Genomic DNA, 19,069 nt, shown 5'->3' with positions numbered 1-19,069 from the left:
TGGTGTGTCAGGCCGACTTCTGCGGTCCGTCTGCGCGGCGGCACTCGCCGTCCTCGCGGCGGTCCCCTCCGCAGCGCCCGCGGGCGCCGACCCCGCGCCCGTCACCGGGGACAACGGGTCACCGGCTCGGGGCGTCTCCGAACTGCTCACCGAGATGCGGACGCTGTACCAGGAGGCCGAGGAGGCCACCGAAGCGTACAACGCCACCGAGGTGAAGCTGACCGCCCAGCGGGCCGAGGTGAAGAAGGTCGGCGCGGGGCTCACCGACGCCCGCGAGGCGCTGGTCCGCAGCCGCGCCCAGGCGGGGCAGCTGGCCCGCCGGCAGTACCAGGGCGCCTCGGAACTCTCCTCCTGGGTCGAGCTCCTGCTCACCGACGACCCCCAACGCGCCTTGGAACAGCGGCATCTGATGGACCGTGCGCAGCGTCAGCGGCTGTCGGCCGTCGCGCGGCTGACGAACGGCGAGAGGCACGCCGACAGCCTCGCCGCCCGGTCCCGCGAGGCACTCGACGAGCAGCAGGCGCTCGCCGCGGAGCAGCGGAAGCGGCGCGACACGGTCAGGGCGAAGCTGACGGACGTCGAGAGGATGCTCGCGTCGCTCACCACAGAGCAGATCGACGCGATCGCCGAACGGGAGGCCGCCGACACCGACGAGGCGCAGGAGAAGCTGATCACCTCAGGCGCGCTCGGCCGGGCGGCCGACGGGGACGCGGGGCCCGCCGCGAGTTCGCGCGCACCGTCGGCGGAGGGCGAGAAGGCGCTGGCGTACGCGGTGGAGCAGATCGGCAAGCCGTACCGGTGGGGCGCCGCGGGGCCGGACGCGTACGACTGCTCGGGGCTGACCTCACGGGCCTGGACGCGCGCCGGGGTCGCCGTGCCCCGTACGAGCCAGGAGCAGTGGGCCGAGCTGCCGAGGGTGGAGCTGAGCGAGCTGCGCCCCGGTGATCTGGTGGTGTACTTCCCGAAGGCGACCCACGTGGCGATGTATCTCGGTGACGGCCGGGTGGTGCACGCCCCTCGTCCGGGGTCGCGGGTGAAGGTCTCCCCCCTCGCGTCGAACCCGCTGCTCGGCGCCGTACGGCCGGACCCGGACGCCGACCCGCTGGACGCGGCGTCGTACGTACCGCCGGAGCTGCCGCCGGGTGCCACCGAGGGCGACGACACCGGCAACGATTCACAGTCCGCGCCCGCGTCGGCATAGGCATAGGCGCGGCATCGGCCCCGGTGGGCGCAACTCCCCGGCGAACGGCCTCAGTCGGCCGCGGTCTCGCCGACCGACGCCAGATACGCCTCGGTCTTCCCGGCGTCGTAGAAGAAGTCCTCGAAGTCCGACGGGTCGTCGAAGCCGTTCGCGAACCGGTCCGCGACCGGCTGGAGCTCGCACGCCGCCCCGAACATGTCCAGCACGTGTCCGGCCGGCGGGGCGAGCATGGTGTTCGTCCACTTCGTGGCGTGCCGCGCGCTCTCCCAGTGCCGGTCGAACGTCGCCTGCATCCACGCCTCGTCGAACTCCCGGTCGCCGTGCGACACGATCGACTCCAGGTACGAGGCGGCGCATTTGGAGGCCGAGTTGGAGCCCTGGCCGGTGACGGGATCGTTCGCGACGACGACGTCGGCGACGCCGAGGACCAGCCCGCCGCCCGGCAGCCGTCCGACCGGGTGCCGCACGGTGGGGGTGTAGCGCCCGGCCAACGTGGCTTTCGCGTCGGTGAGTTCGACCTTGGTGGCGCGGGCGTACTCCCAGGGCGTGTACCGCTCCATCAGCTCCAGCGTCAGCGAGAGATGGTCCGCCGGGTCCCTGATGCCCTCGAACACGTCGAGCGGTCCGCCCGGTACGCCCTCCCAGAACAGGATGTCCGCGCGGCCGGTGAAGGTCAGCGTCGGCATCACGAACAACTCGCCGACCCCGGGCACGAGATTGCAGCGGACGGCGTCGAACTCCGGGTGTTCGGGGCGCGGGCCCAGACCGTGGACGTAGGCGACGGAGAGCGCCCGCTGCGGTGCGGTGTACGGCGAGCGGGAGGCGTCCCTCGCGAACATCGCGACCAGTTCGCCCTTGCCGGCCGAGACGAGGACCAGGTCGTAGGCGCGCGAGAAGTAGTCCAGATCGGACACGGCCGCGCCGTGGATGACGAGTTGGCCGCCGCGCTGGGCGAACGTCTCCATCCAGCCGGCCATCTTGACCCGCTGGTCGACGGACTGGGCGATCCCGTCCAGCATGCCCACCCAGTCGACCGGGCGGGAGGAATCGGGCCCGGCGACCGAGACGCCGAGTCCCTCGACCCGCGGGGCCTGGGACTCCCAGAAGCCGAGGTGGAGGTCGCGTTCGTGCTGGAGGGCGGTGTGGAACATGCACTGGGTCGACATGACACGGCCGCACCTGATCTCGTCCGCCGTGCGGTTGGACATCAGCGTGACCTCGTAGCCGTGCGACTGGAGTCCGAGGGCGAGCTGGAGGCCGGACTGACCGGCTCCGACGACGAGTATCTTCCGCATGGCGGGTTCTCCGTTTGTCCGCTTCCTGTTCCTGCTGGTCGGCGCTTTCCTGTTCCCGCCGGCCGGCGCTACCGCCGCCCGGTTATCCGTCCACCGCTCCCAGGGCGTGGCCCACCAGGGTCAGCAGCGATTCCACGACCGTGATCCTCTGACGCGCGTCCATGATCATCACGGGTATGCCCGCAGGTACGGACAGCGCCTCCCGCACGTCACCGGCCTCGAACGACTCCGTGCCCTCGAAGTGGTTGACCGCCACCACGTACGGCAGTCCGCGCTCCTCGACGTAGTCGAGCGCCGGGAAGCAGTCGGCGAGCCGGCGGGTGTCGGCCAGGACGACGGCGCCGATGGCGCCGCGCGCCACGTCGTCCCACATGAACCAGAAGCGCTGCTGACCCGGGGTGCCGAAGACGTACAGCACGAGGTCGTCGTCGAGCGTGAGGCGGCCGAAGTCCATCGCGACGGTCGTGGTGGTCTTCCCGGAGGCCGCCGCGAGATCGTCGGTGCCCTCACCGGCGCTGGTCATGACGGCCTCGGTACGCAGCGGCCTGACCTCGGAGACCGAGCCGATGAAGGTGGTCTTGCCGACACCGAAACCGCCCGCGACCACGATCTTGGTCGCTATGGGTGCTCTGGTGTGGTCCAACTGCCAGTCGCGCGGCGCTTCGTCCCGGGCGTCCCGCACGTCCGGGGTGTCAGAGACGGCGGAGTCCACCCAGCACCCTCTCCAGCAGCGCCCGGTCCGGGTGGTCGCTGCCGTGACCGGTCCCGTACACCCGGATCCGTCCCTGGTCGGCGAGATCGCTGAGCAGGACCCGGACGACTCCCAGCGGTATCTTGAGCAGCGCCGAGATCTCGGCGACCGTCCGCATCCGCCGGCACAGCTCGACGATGGCGCGCATCTCCGGCATGACGCGGGCGGCGGGCCCGCCGCCGTCCGTCAGCTCCTTGCGCTCCTCGGGGGCTTCGAGCGCGGCGACGAACGTCTCGACCAGCAGCACGTGCCCGAAGCGCGTCCTGCCGCCCGTCAGGGAGTACGGGCGGACGCGTGCGACGCGGCGGTCCGTGGCGCGCGACGGAAGCCGGCGGGCGCCCGGCCCGCGGGCGGGTCCGGACGGCGACGCCGGTCCGGGCACCGGCGCCGACACCGATGTCATTGGGCGCTCTCCATCGACTTGCGCAGCTCGCTGCGGAGTTCGGGGGTGAGCAGGTGTCCGGCGCGACCGACGAACATCGCCATGTGGTAGGCGACGGCGTGCATGTCGCAGTCCGGGCCGGCGTGCAGGCCGAGCAGCGAACCGTCGCTGATCGACATGACGAAGACGGTGCCCTCCGCCATGGCGACCATCGTGTGCTTGACGCCGCCGGTGCCCATCAGCTCGGCGGCGCCGAGGGTGAGGCTGCTGATGCCGGAGATGACGGTGGCGAGGTCGGCGCTGGAGCCGCGCGGGCTCTCGCTCCCGGCGGCGCCGTCCGCGTCGTCGTGCAGTGCGGGGTCCGAGGAGAGCAGCAGGAGTCCGTCGGACGACACGACGGCCACGGAGCGTGCTCCCCGTACCTCCCCGACGAGGTTCGTCAGCAGCCAGTGGAGATTACGGGCCTCGCTGCTCAGGTCGAATGTGCCGGTCGCCGTCAACTGCGTGCCTCCTCGACAGTTTCCCCCGTCTCATCCGGACGCGCGTCGGCCCCCTCCGCCGCCTCCGTCCGCCGCGGTACTGAACTGCTCTGCTTCTGCTGCACTTCGGTCTGCTCCAAGAGCTCGGCGTCGGCGTCGCGCCTGCCGGCCTTCGCTCCCCGGTGAAAGCCACCGAGCCTGCGGCGCAGCGCGTCCGCGTCGACGCTACCCGTCCGATCGGCCGCCGTGGAGGTGGACTTGGCGGGTTTAGGGGTGCGTCTGGGCAGTCCCTTGCCGGTGACGGCGGGCGGAACGGCGTCGGTGACCGGCTCGGTTGACGTCGCGGCGGGCGGCTGAGGCTCCTCGGTCGGGGCTGTCACATCCGTCCGATCCGCCTCCTGCGTCTCAGTGACTGAGACAGCCGGGGCGTCGGGCGCGTCGGTGGCCTCGTCGCCGACGCCGGGCGGGACGGCGTCCGTGACGGCGTCCGTGGGCTCGCCGGTGACGTCGTCCGCGGTGTCGCCCGCGGCGTCGGCGACCCGCTCGTGCGTGTCGGGGCCGATGGCGTACGGGTCGTCGGCGGCGGCCTCCTCGGGCGCCACCACCAGCGGGTCACGGTCCGGACGGCCGGACAGCACATTGGAGTTGGCCTCCGCCACCGAACCCGGCAGGGTCAGCACCGGCGCCGAGCCCGCCGGGGTCACCCGGTGCGGGCCCGCGATCGGCCGGGCCGTGGGCAGCAGGGCCTGCGGCAGTACGACGACCGCCGCGACCCCGCCCTGCTGGTGCTCGCGCAGCGTGATCTCCACGCCGTGACGCGTGGCGAGCAGCGCGGCGACGCGCAGACCGAGCCCGTCCCCCTCGCCGTCGGTGCCGCTCTGCTTCCCGGGCTCGGCCGTCCGCGGCTGCTTCGCCTTCCCCTTCGTCTTGGCCTTCGCCTTCGACGCCGGGCCCGGCCACTCGTGCCCGTCCGGATCGGCGAGCCGCTGGTTGAGTTCGGCGATCCGCTCCGCCGACATGCCGATGCCCCGGTCCTGCACGGAGAGCATCGCGTCACCGCTCTCCAGCAGCCAGCCCGAGAGCTCGACGCGGGAGTCGGGCGGCGAGAACGACGTGGCGTTCTCCAGGAGTTCGGCCACGAGATGGCTGATGTCGTCGGCGGCGAAGCCGGCCAGCTGGGCGTGCGGCGGCAGCGACTGGATGGTGACCCGCTCGTACTTGTCGATCTCGCTGACCGCCGCGCGCAGGACGTCGACGAGCGGCACGGGGCCCGGGTAGCTGCCGCCGTACTCGTGCCCGGCGAACATCAGCAGATTCTCGTTGTGCCGGCGCATGACCGTGGCCATGTGGTCGATCCGGAAGAGGACACCGAGCCGGTCCGGGTCCTGCTCGCGCTCCTCCAGGCTCTCGATGACGCCGAGTTGGCGCTCGACGAGACCGAGCGTGCGCAGCGAGAGATCGACGAACGTGTGGTGGACGGTGTTCCGCAGCCCTTCGAGCTGCGCGGTGATGTCGTCCGCCCGCTCCTGGAGTTCGGCGCGCTGGTCGGCCACGGCCTGCCGGGCGCCGATCAGTCCGGTGCGCTCGCTGTCGAGCTTCTCCGCGCGGGCCGACACGTCGAGGAACTTGGCGTGCAGGCTGTTGAGCGACCGTACGACCTGCGCGAACTCGTCGTCGCGGCCGGTGAAGCGGACCGGTTCCCCGGTCGCGGGCTCGGCGGCCAGCCGGGCCGCTCCGATACGGACGACGGCGAGCGGCCTGGTGAGCGTACGGGCGATGGCGGTGGAGACGCCGACGGAGACGATCAGCAGACCGCCGAGGAGCGCGATGCCGATCTCCAGGGAGGTGACACCGTCGTCGCGGAGCTGCTCCAGGCGCTTGAGCTGTGCGGAGCCGATACCCGACTCGACGCCGCGCATCTGCTCGATACGGCTGGACAGCGACGACTCGACCTTCTCCCGGTCGGCGTCGCGGTCGCTCTCGGACAGCTCGGGACTGTCGGTGAGGCGGGTCAGGTACTTCTCCGCCGCCGTCACCTCGGGTCCGGTGACGGTCGTGGCGAGGGAGTCACGCGCCCGGGTGCCCGCCGACTGGTCGAAGTCGGCGAGGGCGGCCAGTTCATGGACACGGGCCTGCTGGGCGGCGGCGCTGAGCTCGTCGCGCGTACGGTCGCTCTCGGCGGAGTCCCCGCCGTCGGCGGGCTGGACGGGAAGCCCGGTGACGGGGTCGATCTCGGGCGCCGAACCCTTCGGCGCCGGGACGGCGAGCGCGGCCAGCAGCAGGCCCCGGGTGGCCGACGCCTGCTCGACGGCGCGTCCGAGCGCGGCGGGGGCTCGGGTGCCGTCGGCGGCCTCGGGGGGCGTCTTCTCGGCGACCTCGTCGCTGAGGGCGTGCAGTTTGGCGATGACGTCCGTGTACGCCTGGTACGCCTCCAGGGCGCTGCCCTTGCCGGTGAGGGCGGTGCGGCGGACGGACGGGACGGTGGAGAGGTCCCTGCGCAGTCCGGGGGACGCGGACTCGTCGATCTCGTCGATCTGCCGGTCGACGCGGGTGGCCGGGTCGCCGCCGGGCCCGCCGCCGTCCACCGCGTCCTCGTCACCCTTGCCGCCCTTGTCGCCGGCGGCGTCCTGGCGGCCCCCGGCGATGTGCACGACGACCTGGTCGCGCTCGTCGGCGAGGGAGTGGGCGAGGACGGCCGTCTGCCGGTTCAGCTCGGCGAGGGTGACCAGACGCTGGGCGTCCGTCAGTTCGGCGGATGTGGCGAGGACGGCGGGCAGGCCCGCCGCCACGACGGTGACACCGACGACGGCGACCGCGGCGACGAGCCGGCTGCGTACCCGCACGGGGCGGCCGGCCGGAACCTCGGGTGCGTCGGCGGAGCCGGCCGTCACCGCCTTACGGGGCTCTGCCGGGCCCTGGGACCCGCCGCGCGTGCCGCCCTTGCCCCGAGGCCGCTTCTTCTGCACCGGTGCTCGCATTCTTGACTCGTCCGCCCATGAAGCAGAGGTGACGCCCGGTCACACCGGACACCCTCTGGACCCCTGGCACGGCTTCCGACCATTCCAGCGTTTCTCGGAGGGGCGCGTTTCGGCTGCTCCGCCACCTGAACGAGTGAACATCAAGGAGGAGTTGGCGAACAACTCGCGCGGGCGCGCGTCACGGTGCGCGCGATCGGGGCGGTTGGAAGTTACGCGTGAGCTTTGGCAAGATGCCCGGTCGCCCCGACGCGGATCTGATCATTCCGCTCGTGACGACGACCGCTCGGGCATCGCGCGGAAGGACGCCCCCGCGCACCGTACCCGGACGCGTCAGGTGCGGTGGCCGCCGCGTCCGCCAGGGGGCGCGGGGGCCCGCGTGGAGACGGCCGGGCAGCCGTGGAGACGGCCCGGGGGCGTCCGCCGGCGGCGGGCCACCCGTCCGGCAGACTGGGGGCCATGCGCATCGACATCGCCACCGCCCCCGGCAGCCATCCGCGCCCGAACGAGGACTGGACGGCCGTGGCCACGCCCTCGGCGGGCAGCGGCGGGACGCTGATCGCGCTGGACGGTGTGACGCCTCCGCCGGACGGCGACGGCTGTGTGCACGGCGTCCCGTGGTTCACCGCCCGGCTGGGCGGGGCGCTGACCGAACTGTCCGCCTCACGGCGGGAGATGTCCCTCGCCGGCGCCCTCGCCGAGGCGATCCGGCGTACGGCCGACGCCCACCGTGACACGTGTGACCTTTCTCACCCCCGCACACCCCAGGCAACCGTCGTGATGGTGCGCTGGGACGCCGACACGGTCGAGCACCTCGTCCTGTCGGACTCCACCCTCCTCCTGGAGTCGCCGGACGGTGAGGTGCGGGCCGTCGTGGACGACCGGCTGGACCGCGTCCCGCGCTCGGTCCGGCGGCAGGCCGCCGCGACGGACGCGCTGCGCAACGCGGAGGGCGGCTTCTTCACCGCGGCCGTCGACCCGGGCGTGGCGGCGAAGGCCGTGACGGGGCGGACACCGGCGGCACGGGTGCGTACGGCCGTCGCCCTCACCGACGGCGCCGCGCGCTGGGTCGAGGTGTTCCGGGAGGGCGACTGGGCGGACTGTCTGGCGCTCGTCAGGAAGAGCGGACCGCAGGAGCTGATCGACCGGGTACGGGCGGCGGAGTCGGCGGACCCGGACGGGGTGGCCTTCCGGCGGGGCAAGCCGTACGACGACGCGACGGTCGTGTACGTGGAGCCGTAGGGCGTGTCCGCGACGTGGCGCCGTCCACCCGCGGGGCGGAGTCCGGCAGGCCCGCCGTGTCCCCGCTCCTGATCCGTGGCGCCGCCCGCCGCGGGGCCGGGACCACGGCGGCCGGTGCGGTGCCCGGCGAGGCGGAGGACCGGCCTCGTACCGGGCGCGCCGGCCCGCTCCGACACCCGCAGGGGACACCTTCCATACCCCTCGGGGCTACGGAGGAGAGGCGCCGTGCGCGCCTCGCGGACCCGGCCCACGCCCCCCGGGGCCGGCTCAGCTCGCCGCGCGCGCGTTCAACTGGTGCAGCAGCCGTGCCAGTTCGGCGACCTCCGACCGGTCCCAGTCGGCGAGCTTGCGTACGTACCGCTCGCGCCGCGCGTCCCGCACCCGGCGGAAGCGCGCGACCCCTTCGCCGGTGAGCCGGACCAGCGAGGCACGCCCGTCGGCCGGATCGGGCTCGCGGGTGACCAGTCCGAGCCCCTCCAGCGCGTGCAGTTGACGGCTCATGGTCGCCTTGCCGACCCCGAAGTAGACGGCGAGATCGGTGGCCCGCTGATGGCCGGTCTCCTCCAGCCGTACGAGAAGTCCGTAGGCGGCCGGCTCCAGTTCGGGATGGACCTCGCGGGCCATCTCACCGGAATTGGCTCTGGCCCGCCGCAGAAAGACGGCCAACTCGCGCTCCAGTGCCAGGAATTCGTGGTCCACTCCGCCATTCCCGGCCGGTTCGGGTTCTTTCGCCGTACCGTCTCCGTGCACGTCCGCACCCACCACACCCATCGCGCGCTTTCCGCTCCTGAACTGTTCCGTCTCCGAGGCCCGTCGCCGCGGCCGCGTCATTATTTCGCAGGTTTTATCCCGGCGGCGCGGCCCGGGGCGCCCCGTCCGCGCACGGCAGGGCCCCCGGCACCGAGTGCCGGGGGCCCGTCGCCCGCGATCGTCCGGAGCGGGTCGCGCGTTACGCGGCGACCGGGACGTCCGTGTCCGCCGGCGCCGTCGCCGACGAGAGCGCGATCTCCAGGACCTGGCGTACGTCCGTCACCGGGTGGACCTCCAGCTTCTCCAGGATCTCGGCGGGGACGTCATCCAGGTCCGCCTCGTTCCGCTTCGGGATCACGACCGTCGTGATGCCCGCCCGGTGCGCGGCCAGCAGCTTCTGCTTCAGACCGCCGATGGGCAGCACCCGCCCGGTCAGCGAGACCTCACCGGTCATGGCGACATCCGTACGGGCCTGGCGTCCGCTCAGCAGCGAGGCGAGCGCCGTCGTCATCGTGATGCCCGCGCTCGGGCCGTCCTTGGGCACCGCGCCCGCCGGGAAGTGGATGTGCACGCCCCGGTCCTTCAGGTCGGCGACCGGCAGCTCCAGTTCCGCGCCGTGCGAGCGCAGGAAGGAGAGCGCGATCTGCGCCGACTCCTTCATGACGTCGCCGAGCTGTCCGGTCAGGGTCAGACCCGAACCGCCCGTCTCCGGGTCGGCCAGCGACGCCTCCACGTAGAGGACGTCCCCGCCGGCGCCGGTGACCGCGAGGCCCGTGGCCACACCCGGCACGGCGGTACGGCGCTCGGCCGGGTCCTGGGCGGACTCGGGCACATGGTGCGGCCGGCCGATCAGCCCGCGCAGATCGCCGTCTCCCACGGCGAACGGCAGTTCGCGCTCGCCCAGCTCGTGCTGCGCGGCGATCTTGCGGAGCAGTCTGGCGACGGAGCGTTCGAGGTTGCGCACGCCCGCCTCGCGGGTGTACTCGCCCGCCAGCTTGCGCAGGGCCCCGTCCTCCAGCGTCACCTCACCGGGCTCCAGACCGGCCCGCTCCAGCTGCCTCGGCAGCAGGTGGTCGCGGGCGATGACGACCTTCTCGTCCTCGGTGTAACCGTCGAGCCGCACCAGCTCCATCCGGTCGAGCAGTGCCTCGGGGATGGACTCCAGGACGTTGGCGGTGGCGAGGAAGACCACGTCGGAGAGGTCGAGCTCGACCTCCAGGTAGTGGTCACGGAAGGTGTGGTTCTGCGCCGGGTCGAGCACTTCGAGGAGGGCGGCGGCCGGGTCGCCCCGGTAGTCGGAGCCGACCTTGTCGATCTCGTCGAGCAGGACGACCGGGTTCATCGAACCGGCCTCCTTGACGGCCCGGACGATACGGCCGGGCAGCGCGCCCACGTAGGTGCGCCGGTGGCCCCGGATCTCCGCCTCGTCCCGGACACCGCCGAGCGCGACACGGACGAAGGAGCGGCCCATGGCGTGCGCGACGGACTCGCCGAGCGAGGTCTTGCCGACGCCGGGCGGGCCGACGAGGGCGAGGACGGCGCCGCCGCGGCGGCCTCCGACCACACCGAGCCCGCGGTCGTCACGGCGCTTGCGGACGGCCAGGTACTCCGTGATCCGTTCCTTCACGTCCTCCAGGCCCGCGTGTTCGGCGTCGAGGACACGCTGGGCGCCCCGGATGTCGTACGCGTCCTTCGACCGCTCGTTCCACGGCAGTTCGAGGACGGTGTCCAGCCAGGTGCGGATCCACGAGCCCTCCGGGCTCTGGTCGGACGACCGCTCCAGCTTGTCGACCTCCTTGAGCGCGGCCTCGCGGACGTGCTCGGGCAGCTCGGCGGCCTCCACACGGGCCCGGTAGTCGCCGGACTCGTCCTCCGGGTCGCCGTTGAGCTCGGCCAGCTCCCTGCGCACGGCGTCGAGCTGGCGCCGGAGCAGGAACTCGCGCTGCTGCTTGTCGACACCCTCCTGGACGTCCTTGGCGATGGACTCGGCGACATCCTGCTCGGCGAAGTGCTCACGGAGCTGGTCGGTCGCCGTCTTCAGCCGGGCGACCGGGTCGGCCGTCTCCAGCAGCTCGACCTTCTGGGCGGTGCTGAGGAACGGCGAGTATCCGGCGTTGTCGGCGAGCTGCGAGACGTCGTCGATCTGCTGGACCCGGTCCACGACCTGCCAGGCGCCGCGCTTCTTCAGCCAGTCGGTGGCGAGAGCCTTGTACTCCTTGATCAATTCGGTGACCGAACCGGGCAGCGGGTCGGGCACGGTCTCCTCGACACGCAGTCCCTCGACCCACAGGGCCCGGCCGGGCCCTGTCGTACCGGCGCCGATCCTGACGCGGCCCCTGCCGCGGATCAGGGCGCCGGGGTCGCCGTCGGAGAGCCTGCCGACCTGCTCGACGGTCCCGAGGACACCGGTCCCCGCGTAAGCCCCGTCGAGGCGCGGCACGAGCAGCACCTTCGGCTTTCCCCCCTCGGAGCCGTCGCCCGCCGCCGCCTGGGCGGCTTCCACGGCGGCACGTACCTCGGTGTCGGACAGGTCCAGCGGCACCACCATCCCCGGCAGCACGACCTCGTCGTCGAGCGGCAGCACGGGCAGGGTGAGCGGTGTGGACGTGGCAGCCATGGTCTCCCCTTCGGCAGTCAAAACTTGAGCTATGTGGGCTCAATGCTTGTGAGCCTGCCGTTGTTCCCCGGATACCCGGGGAGGGTGTTCGCTCTGAGCGATCGGGGCCGGACGGGCCGCGCGGGACGGGGCTCAGTGGCGGCGGACGTCGGCCGGGACGGGAGGGACGGTCCGGGGCCGTACGCCTCACCTGCGCCGTACGCGTGAGTGACGACTGACCGACCCCTCCCCGGGCAGACGGCCCGGGAACCGAATTGTCGTCGCCCCGCGCGCCCCGCCAGGATGACGGCGGACCCGGTTCAGCCGCAGATCTGAGGAGACACCCCCGTGCCCGACCCCACCCCCGGCGTTTCCGGCGCCCCGGAAGACCGCCCCGTGACCCTCGACCGGCGCGACGGACCGTACGGCGAGGTCGTCCTGCGCCGGCGGCCCGGCGGCCCGGACGACGAGGGTGACATCCACGAGATCGTCGTCAACGGCACGTTCCTCATGGACACCTCCGACGGGCGCTCCGAGCGGCTGCTGATCGACGCCGCGCAGGCCGCCCTCGCGCCCGACCGCCGTGACGGCCTGCCGTCCGTCCTGATCGGCGGGCTCGGTGTCGGTTTCTCCCTCGCGCACGCCGCCGCCGACGACCGCTGGGGCCGGATCGTGGTCGTCGAACGCGAGCAGGCCGTCATCGACTGGCACCACGGGGGCCCGCTCGCCCGGATCTCCGGCGCCGCGCTCGGCGACCCGCGCACTGTGATCCTCCGCACCGACCTCGTCGAGTACCTGCGTGAGGCGGCGGAGGTCACCGACGGGCCCACCGACCACTACGACGCCCTCTGCCTCGACATCGACAACGGACCCGGCTGGACCGTCACCGACGAGAACGCGAGCCTGTACACACCCGCCGGGCTGGCCGACTGCCTGGCGCGGCTCAACCCCGGCGGAGTCCTCGCCGTATGGTCCGCGCGGCCGTCCCCCGCCTTCGAGGAGGCGCTGCGGAATGCCGGTTTCACCGGGGTTAGGACCGAAGAGATCCCAGTTGCCCGGGGAGTGCCTGACGTGGTCCACCTCGCCGTTCGCCCTGCGTAGCCGGGAGCCCTCCGGTGCCTCTACGCTGCTCCCCACACACGGGATCGACATCCTCACGGGGTTGTGGATCGAGGAACACGGATCGCGGAACGTACCAGGGGCGGGGCGATGGAGCAGACACACACCAGCCAGAACGGGGTCGCGGCCACTCCCGGCGCGCAGCGCCGGGTGCTCGTGGTCGAGGACGACGCGACGATCGTCGACGCCATCGCGGCCCGGCTGCGCGCCGAGGGCTTCGTGGTCCAGACCGCGGTCGACGGTCCCGCGGCCGTGGACGCCGCCGAGGCGTGGCAGCCCGACCTGATGGTCCTCGACGTGATGCTGCCCGGCTTCGACGGTCTGGAGGTCTGCCGCCGTGTCCAGGCGCAGCGTCCGGTGCCCGTACTGATGCTGACGGCGCGCGACGACGAGACCGACATGCTCGTGGGGCTCGGCGTCGGCGCCGACGACTACATGACCAAGCCGTTCTCGATGCGGGAGCTGGCGGCGCGGGTGCATGTCCTGCTGCGCCGGGTGGAGCGCGCGGCGCTGGCCGCCGTGACGCCGCGCAGCGGCATCCTGCGCCTCGGTGAGCTGGAGATCGACCACGCGCAGCGCAGGGTGCGGGTGCGGGCGGAGGACGTGCATCTGACGCCCACCGAGTTCGACCTGCTGGTCTGTCTGGCGAACACACCGCGCGCGGTGCTCTCGCGTGAGCAGCTGCTGGCCGAGGTGTGGGACTGGGCGGACGCCTCCGGCACCCGTACGGTCGACAGCCACATCAAGGCGCTGCGCCGGAAGATCGGCGCCGAGCGCATCCGGACGGTGCACGGCGTGGGGTACGCCCTGGAGACACCGGCACCATGAGCCGGGCGCCGGGCGGCGGGGGCGAGCAGGGCGAGGGCCCCGGACGTACGGGGCGCGCGGGCCACGGCGGCCCGGCGCGCAAGGGCCCGGCCAGGATCAGGGCCGGGCACGGGTCCCTCGGCGGGGCGGACGCCGGCGGTCTGCGGCCGTTCTCCATCAAGACCAAGCTCGGCATGCTCGTGGTGGTCTCCGTGCTGATCACCACGGGGCTGCTGATGGTGGCGCTGCGCACCGAGACCGAGCTGCGCTTCATCACGGTCTTCTCCATGATCGCGACGCTGTTGATCACACAGTTCGTGGCGCACGGTCTGACCGCCCCGCTGGACGAGATGAACACGGTCGCGAAGGGCATCTCGCACGGTGACTTCACGCGGCGCGTCAGCGGCGCCGACCGCCGTGACGAGCTGGGCGACCTGGCGTCCACCATCAACCGGATGGCGGACGACCTGGAGGCGGTGGACCGGCACCGCAAGGAGCTGGTCGCCAATGTCTCGCACGAGCTGCGCACACCGATCGCCGCGCTGCGCGCCGTGCTGGAGAACGTGGTGGACGGGGTGTCCGCCGCCGATCCGGAGACGATGCGCACGGCGCTGAAGCAGACGGAGCGGCTGGGCAGGCTGGTGGAGACGCTGCTGGACCTGTCCCGGCTCGACAACGGCGTGCTGCCGCTGAAGGCGCGGCGCTTCGAGGTGTGGCCGTATCTGTCGGGGGTGCTGAAGGAGGCCAATCTCGCGGCCTCGCAGCGCGGTCTCAGCTCGGGCTCCGGCAACCACACCCGTACGGACGTGCATCTGCACCTGGATGTGTCGCCGCCGGAGCTGACGGCGCACGCGGACGCGGAGCGGCTGCACCAGGTGGTGGCGAATCTCATCGACAACGCGGTCAAACACAGTCCGCCGCACGGCCGGGTGACGGTGCGGGCGCGGCGGGGGCACGGTCCGGAGTCGCTGGATCTGGAGATCCAGGACGAGGGGCCGGGTATTCCGGAACCGGAGCGGCACCGGGTGTTCGAGCGTTTCAACCGCGGCAGCGCCCCGTCGCCGCACGGTCCGGGCAGTGACGGCGGTACGGGGCTGGGGCTGGCGATCGCGAGCTGGGCGGTGGATCTGCACGGCGGACGTATCGGGGTGGCCGAATCCGTACGTGGCTGCCTCATCCAGGTGACACTTCCGGGAATCCCTCGGGCGCGAGGTTGACGTAGGGTTCGAAGCGGAGGCACCGAACGAGCGTGTTCTGACGGAAATTCGGTCGGGTGCCGCCGGTCCGGACTCCGTTCAGGCGGTGAAAAGGCCGTGTCGGCGCCGAGGTGCGTCCGCAGCTCCGAGGACAGCTCTCGGGAAACCTGGCTCGATTCCCGCCAATTCCTACGCCGAAACCCGCCTTCCGGTGTGACTTGCATGACGTTGCCCCCGCCCGGTCTGCTCCTCTCGGTCCGGTAGGCGTAGCCTTGATTCCCGCTGTCCATCACCTTGTGAAGCGGAAGAGGGCGGTTGCCGCCGTGTCGTCTCAGTCCCCCAGTAACTCAAGCGTCTCGACCGACCAAGCGGGTCAGGACAAGAATCCTGCCGCCGCCTTCGGGCCCAATGAATGGCTCGTCGACGAGATCTACCAGCAGTACCTCCAGGACCCGAATTCGGTCGACCGCGCCTGGTGGGACTTCTTCGCCGACTACAAGCCGGGCACGACCGGTACGGCGGACAAGAGCCAGGAGTCCGCGACGGCGTCCACCGCAGCCGCGGGGGCTGCGGCGGGTGCCGCGCCCGCCGCACCCGTGACACCGAAGGCGACGACCACCGCGACCGCTCCCGCCGCCCCGGCGAAGCCCGTGGCGGCGGCTCCCGCGCAGGCTCAGGCCCCCAGGGCCGAGTCGGGGGCCCCCGCCGCCGCGCCGGCCGCTCCGGCGAAGCCCGCCGCCGCGGCTCCCGCGCCGCCCCAGGCCGCGCCGCCCGCCGCGAAGCCGGCGGCAGCCAAGGCGGCGCCGAAGAAGGACGAGCCGTCCGGCGAGGAGCCAGCCGGCCCCGAGTACGTGACGCTGCGCGGCCCCTCCGCGGCCGTCGCGAAGAACATGAGCCTGTCGCTGGAGCTGCCGACGGCCACGTCCGTGCGCGCCGTCCCGGTGAAGCTGCTCTTCGACAACCGCATCGTCATCAACAACCACCTGAAGCGGGCGCGCGGCGGCAAGATCTCCTTCACGCACCTCATCGGGTACGCGATGGTGCAGGCCATCAAGGCCATGCCGTCGATGAATTACTCCTTCGCGCAGAAGGACGGCAAGCCCACCCTGGTCAAGCCGGAGCACATCAACTTCGGTCTGGCCATCGACCTGGTGAAGCCGAACGGCGACCGCCAGCTCGTCGTCGCCGGCATCAAGAAGGCCGAGACGCTCAACTTCTTCGAGTTCTGGCAGGCGTACGAGGACATCGTCCGGCGCGCCCGCGGCAACAAGCTCACGATGGACGACTTCAGCGGCGTCACCGTCTCGCTGACCAACCCGGGCGGCCTCGGCACGGTGCACTCCGTGCCGCGTCTGATGCCGGGTCAGTCGGTCATCATGGGCGTCGGTTCGATGGACTACCCGGCGGAGTTCCAGGGCACGTCGCAGGACACCCTGAACAAGCTGGGCATCTCCAAGGTCATGACGCTGACCTCCACGTACGACCACCGGGTCATCCAGGGCGCCGCCTCCGGCGAGTTCCTGCGGATCGTCAGCCAGCTGCTGCTCGGCGAGAACGAGTTCTACGACGAGATCTTCCAGGCGCTGCGGATCCCGTACGAGCCGGTGCGCTGGCTCAAGGACATCGACGCCTCGCACGACGAGGACGTCACGAAGCCCGCGCGGGTCTTCGAGCTGATCCACTCCTACCGGGTGCGCGGTCATGTCATGGCCGACACCGACCCGTTGGAGTACCGCCAGCGCAAGCACCCCGACCTGGACATCACCGAGCACGGCCTCACCCTGTGGGACCTGGAGCGGGAGTTCGCGGTCGGCGGCTTCGCCGGCCAGTCGATGATGAAGCTGCGCGACATCCTGGGCGTGCTGCGCAACTCGTACTGCCGCACCACCGGTGTCGAGTTCATGCACATCCAGGACCCGAAGCAGCGCAAGTGGCTCCAGGACCGCATCGAGCGCTCCAACACCAAGCCGGAGCGCGAGGAGCAGCTGCGGATCCTGCGCAGGCTGAACGCGGCCGAGGCGTTCGAGACGTTCCTCCAGACCAAGTACGTCGGCCAGAAGCGGTTCTCGCTGGAGGGCGGCGAGTCCGTCATCCCGCTGCTCGACGCGGTCATCGACTCGGCCGCCGAGTCGCGGCTCGACGAGGTCGTCATCGGCATGGCCCACCGCGGCCGGCTCAACGTGCTGGCGAACATCGTCGGCAAGTCCTACGCGCAGATCTTCCGCGAGTTCGAGGGCAACCTCGACCCGAAGTCGATGCACGGCTCCGGCGACGTGAAGTACCACCTGGGCGCCGAGGGCACCTTCACCGGGCTCGACGGCGAGCAGATCAAGGTCTCGCTGGCCGCGAACCCCTCGCACCTGGAGGCGGTCGACCCGGTCCTCGAAGGCATCGCGCGCGCCAAGCAGGACATCATCAACAAGGCGGGCACGGACTTCACCGTGCTGCCCGTCGCCCTGCACGGTGACGCGGCCTTCGCGGGCCAGGGTGTCGTCGCCGAGACGCTCAACATGTCGCAGCTGCGCGGTTACCGCACCGGCGGCACGGTGCACGTGGTCATCAACAACCAGGTCGGCTTCACCGCCGCCCCGGAGGCCTCGCGCTCCTCGATGTACGCGACGGACGTCGCGCGCATGATCGAGGCCCCCATCATCCATGTGAACGGTGACGACCCGGAGGCGTGCGTCCGGGTGGCGCGGCTCGCGTTCGAGTTCCGCCAGACGTTCAACAAGGACGTCGTGATCGACCTCATCTGCTACCGCAGGCGCGGTCACAACGAGGGCGACAACCCGCAGTTCACCAACCCGCAGATGGTCACCCTGATCGACAAGAAGCGTTCGGTGCGCAAGCTGTACACCGAGTCGCTGATCGGTCGCGGCGACATCACGCTGGAAGAGGCGGAGCAGGCGCTCCAGGACTTCCAGGGCCAGCTGGAGAAGGTGTTCGCCGAGGTCCGCGAGGCCACGTCGCACCCGGCCCCGGCCCATGTCCCGGACGCCCAGGCCCAGTTCCCGGTCTCGGTCACCACGGCCATCTCGCAGGAGGTCGTCAAGCGGATCGCCGAGTCCCAGGTCAACATCCCCGACCACATCACGGTGCACCCGCGGCTCATGCCGCAGATGCAGCGCCGTGCGGCGTCGGTCGAGGACGGCACGATCGACTGGGGCACCGGCGAGACCCTCGCCATCGGCTCGCTGCTGATGGAGGGCACCCCGGTCCGTCTGTCGGGCCAGGACACCCGACGCGGCACGTTCGGCCAGCGCCACGCGGTGCTGGTGGACCAGGAGACCGGCGAGGACTACACCCCGCTGCTCTACCTGGCCGAGGACCAGGCCCGCTACAACGTCTACGACTCGCTGCTGAGCGAGTACGCGGCGATGGGCTTCGAGTACGGCTACTCGCTGGCCCGCCCGGAGTCGCTGGTCATGTGGGAGGCCCAGTTCGGCGACTTCGTCAACGGGGCGCAGACGGTCGTCGACGAGTTCATCTCGTCGGCGGAGCAGAAGTGGGGCCAGACCTCGGGCGTCACGCTGCTGCTGCCGCACGGTTACGAGGGCCAGGGCCCGGACCACTCGTCCGCGCGTCCCGAGCGCTTCCTCCAGGTGTGCGCGCAGAACAACATGACCGTCGCGATGCCGACCCTGCCGTCGAACTACTTCCACCTGCTGCGCTGGCAGGTCCACAACCCGCACCACAAGCCGCTGGTGGTCTTCACACCGAAGCTGCTGCTGCGGCTGAAGGCCGCGACGTCGAAGATCGAGGAGTTCACCTCGGGCGGCTTCCGCCCGGTGATCGGCGACGCGATGGCCGAGGCGGGCACGATCGACCCGGCGGAGGTCCGCAAGGTCGTCTTCTGCGCCGGCAAGGTCTACTACGACCTGGACGCCGAGCGCCAGAAGCGCGGTCTGAAGGACACCGTGCTCGTGCGTCTGGAGCGGCTGTACCCGCTGCCGGGCGCGGAGCTCCAGGCGGAGATCGCGAAGTACCCGAACGCCGAGAAGTACCTGTGGGCGCAGGAGGAGCCGGCGAACCAGGGCGCGTGGCCGTTCATCGCGCTCAACCTGATCGACCACCTGGACCTGGCGGTCGGCGCCGACATCCCGCACGGCGAGCGTCTGCGCCGTATCTCGCGGACCGCGTCGTCGTCGCCGGCGGTCGGCTCGGCCAAGCGGCACCAGGCGGAGCAGGCGCAGCTGTGCGCCGAGGTGTTCGACGCCTGAGCGCGGTGACATGACGTACGAGGGCCCGGCCCCGCTTCCGAGCGGTGCCGGGCCCT

Annotated in this window: 13 protein-coding genes; 6 read left to right on the top strand and 7 right to left on the bottom strand. The window is 71.8% G+C overall.

Annotation, left to right across the window (positions count from 1 at the left end; all coding sequences use genetic code 11):
- The first annotated feature begins 4 nt into the window (after positions 1–4).
- On the top strand, positions 5–1,201 hold the full coding sequence (locus ACZ61E_RS26635; RefSeq protein WP_469702402.1) for a C40 family peptidase: 1,197 nt from the start codon (positions 5–7) through the stop codon (positions 1,199–1,201).
- 50 nt (positions 1,202–1,251) lie between these two features.
- On the opposite strand, the gene ACZ61E_RS26630 is transcribed toward ACZ61E_RS26635, so the two are convergent.
- From ACZ61E_RS26630 to ACZ61E_RS26610, 5 genes are all read right to left on the bottom strand, one after another.
- Entirely contained in the window at positions 1,252–2,496 is a 1,245-nt protein-coding gene (locus ACZ61E_RS26630; protein WP_469702401.1) for a styrene monooxygenase/indole monooxygenase family protein, read from the bottom strand.
- Between the two features lie 82 nt (positions 2,497–2,578).
- Positions 2,579–3,208 carry a GTP-binding protein gene (locus tag ACZ61E_RS26625; protein ID WP_469702400.1) on the bottom strand — a complete coding sequence of 210 codons (630 nt, stop codon included), beginning with the start codon at positions 3,206–3,208 and terminating at the stop codon, positions 2,579–2,581.
- On the bottom strand, positions 3,189–3,650 hold the full coding sequence (locus ACZ61E_RS26620; protein ID WP_469702399.1) for a DUF742 domain-containing protein: 462 nt from the start codon (positions 3,648–3,650) through the stop codon (positions 3,189–3,191). The genes ACZ61E_RS26625 and ACZ61E_RS26620 overlap by 20 nt, the downstream gene beginning before the upstream one ends.
- Positions 3,647–4,129 (bottom strand): roadblock/LC7 domain-containing protein, encoded by a 483-nt coding sequence (locus ACZ61E_RS26615; RefSeq protein WP_469702398.1) that lies wholly within the window; start codon positions 4,127–4,129, stop codon positions 3,647–3,649. The genes ACZ61E_RS26620 and ACZ61E_RS26615 overlap by 4 nt, the downstream gene beginning before the upstream one ends.
- On the bottom strand, positions 4,126–7,086 hold the full coding sequence (locus tag ACZ61E_RS26610) for a sensor histidine kinase (protein WP_469702397.1): 2,961 nt from the start codon (positions 7,084–7,086) through the stop codon (positions 4,126–4,128). Before ACZ61E_RS26610 ends, ACZ61E_RS26615 begins: the two co-directional genes overlap by 4 nt.
- 456 nt (positions 7,087–7,542) lie before the next feature.
- On the opposite strand from ACZ61E_RS26610, the gene ACZ61E_RS26605 reads away from it, so the two are divergent.
- The gene (locus ACZ61E_RS26605) at positions 7,543–8,325 is read left to right on the top strand and encodes a hypothetical protein (RefSeq protein ID WP_469702396.1); all 783 of its coding nucleotides are present in this window, start codon (positions 7,543–7,545) and stop codon (positions 8,323–8,325) included.
- 267 nt (positions 8,326–8,592) lie between these two features.
- Here the strand turns inward: ACZ61E_RS26605 and ACZ61E_RS26600 are convergent, their stop codons facing one another.
- Together ACZ61E_RS26600 and lon are read right to left on the bottom strand one after the other, a co-directional pair.
- Positions 8,593–9,096 (bottom strand): MarR family winged helix-turn-helix transcriptional regulator, encoded by a 504-nt coding sequence (locus ACZ61E_RS26600; RefSeq protein WP_469702395.1) that lies wholly within the window; start codon positions 9,094–9,096, stop codon positions 8,593–8,595.
- A 178-nt stretch (positions 9,097–9,274) separates the two neighbouring features.
- Complete coding sequence (gene lon, locus ACZ61E_RS26595) at positions 9,275–11,692, bottom strand: endopeptidase La (protein WP_469702394.1); 2,418 nt, start codon at positions 11,690–11,692, stop codon at positions 9,275–9,277.
- Between the two features lie 327 nt (positions 11,693–12,019).
- On the opposite strand from lon, the gene ACZ61E_RS26590 reads away from it, so the two are divergent.
- The 4 genes from ACZ61E_RS26590 (at position 12,020) to ACZ61E_RS26575 (ending at position 19,013) form a co-directional block, all read left to right on the top strand.
- Complete coding sequence (locus tag ACZ61E_RS26590; RefSeq protein ID WP_469702393.1) at positions 12,020–12,772, top strand: spermidine synthase family protein; 753 nt, start codon at positions 12,020–12,022, stop codon at positions 12,770–12,772.
- Positions 12,773–12,880: 108 nt separating this feature from the next.
- On the top strand, positions 12,881–13,618 hold the full coding sequence (locus tag ACZ61E_RS26585; protein WP_078075112.1) for a response regulator transcription factor: 738 nt from the start codon (positions 12,881–12,883) through the stop codon (positions 13,616–13,618).
- Between the two features lie 173 nt (positions 13,619–13,791).
- Positions 13,792–14,814 (top strand): HAMP domain-containing sensor histidine kinase, encoded by a 1,023-nt coding sequence (locus ACZ61E_RS26580; RefSeq protein ID WP_469702424.1) that lies wholly within the window; start codon positions 13,792–13,794, stop codon positions 14,812–14,814.
- A gap of 302 nt (positions 14,815–15,116) precedes the next feature.
- The gene (locus ACZ61E_RS26575; RefSeq protein WP_469702392.1) at positions 15,117–19,013 is read left to right on the top strand and encodes a multifunctional oxoglutarate decarboxylase/oxoglutarate dehydrogenase thiamine pyrophosphate-binding subunit/dihydrolipoyllysine-residue succinyltransferase subunit; all 3,897 of its coding nucleotides are present in this window, start codon (positions 15,117–15,119) and stop codon (positions 19,011–19,013) included.
- Positions 19,014–19,069 lie beyond the last annotated feature (56 nt).

It is taken from the genome of Streptomyces sp. NPDC104581 (assembly GCF_055583685.1).
This window is presented reverse-complemented; position numbering and strand designations above follow the sequence as displayed.

What these genes read in the sequence shown, in the direction of transcription:
- ACZ61E_RS26620 (WP_469702399.1), bottom strand. Translation starts at nt 3,650, where the DNA reads ATGACATCGGTGTCGGCGCCGGTGCCCGGACCGGCGTCGCCGTCCGGA.
- ACZ61E_RS26600 (WP_469702395.1), bottom strand. Translation starts at nt 9,096, where the DNA reads ATGGGTGTGGTGGGTGCGGACGTGCACGGAGACGGTACGGCGAAAGAA.
- ACZ61E_RS26610 (WP_469702397.1), bottom strand. Translation starts at nt 7,086, where the DNA reads ATGCGAGCACCGGTGCAGAAGAAGCGGCCTCGGGGCAAGGGCGGCACG.
- lon (WP_469702394.1), bottom strand. Translation starts at nt 11,692, where the DNA reads ATGGCTGCCACGTCCACACCGCTCACCCTGCCCGTGCTGCCGCTCGAC.
- ACZ61E_RS26585 (WP_078075112.1), top strand. Translation starts at nt 12,881, where the DNA reads ATGGAGCAGACACACACCAGCCAGAACGGGGTCGCGGCCACTCCCGGC.
- ACZ61E_RS26580 (WP_469702424.1), top strand. Translation starts at nt 13,792, where the DNA reads ATGCTCGTGGTGGTCTCCGTGCTGATCACCACGGGGCTGCTGATGGTG.
- ACZ61E_RS26630 (WP_469702401.1), bottom strand. Translation starts at nt 2,496, where the DNA reads ATGCGGAAGATACTCGTCGTCGGAGCCGGTCAGTCCGGCCTCCAGCTC.
- ACZ61E_RS26605 (WP_469702396.1), top strand. Translation starts at nt 7,543, where the DNA reads ATGCGCATCGACATCGCCACCGCCCCCGGCAGCCATCCGCGCCCGAAC.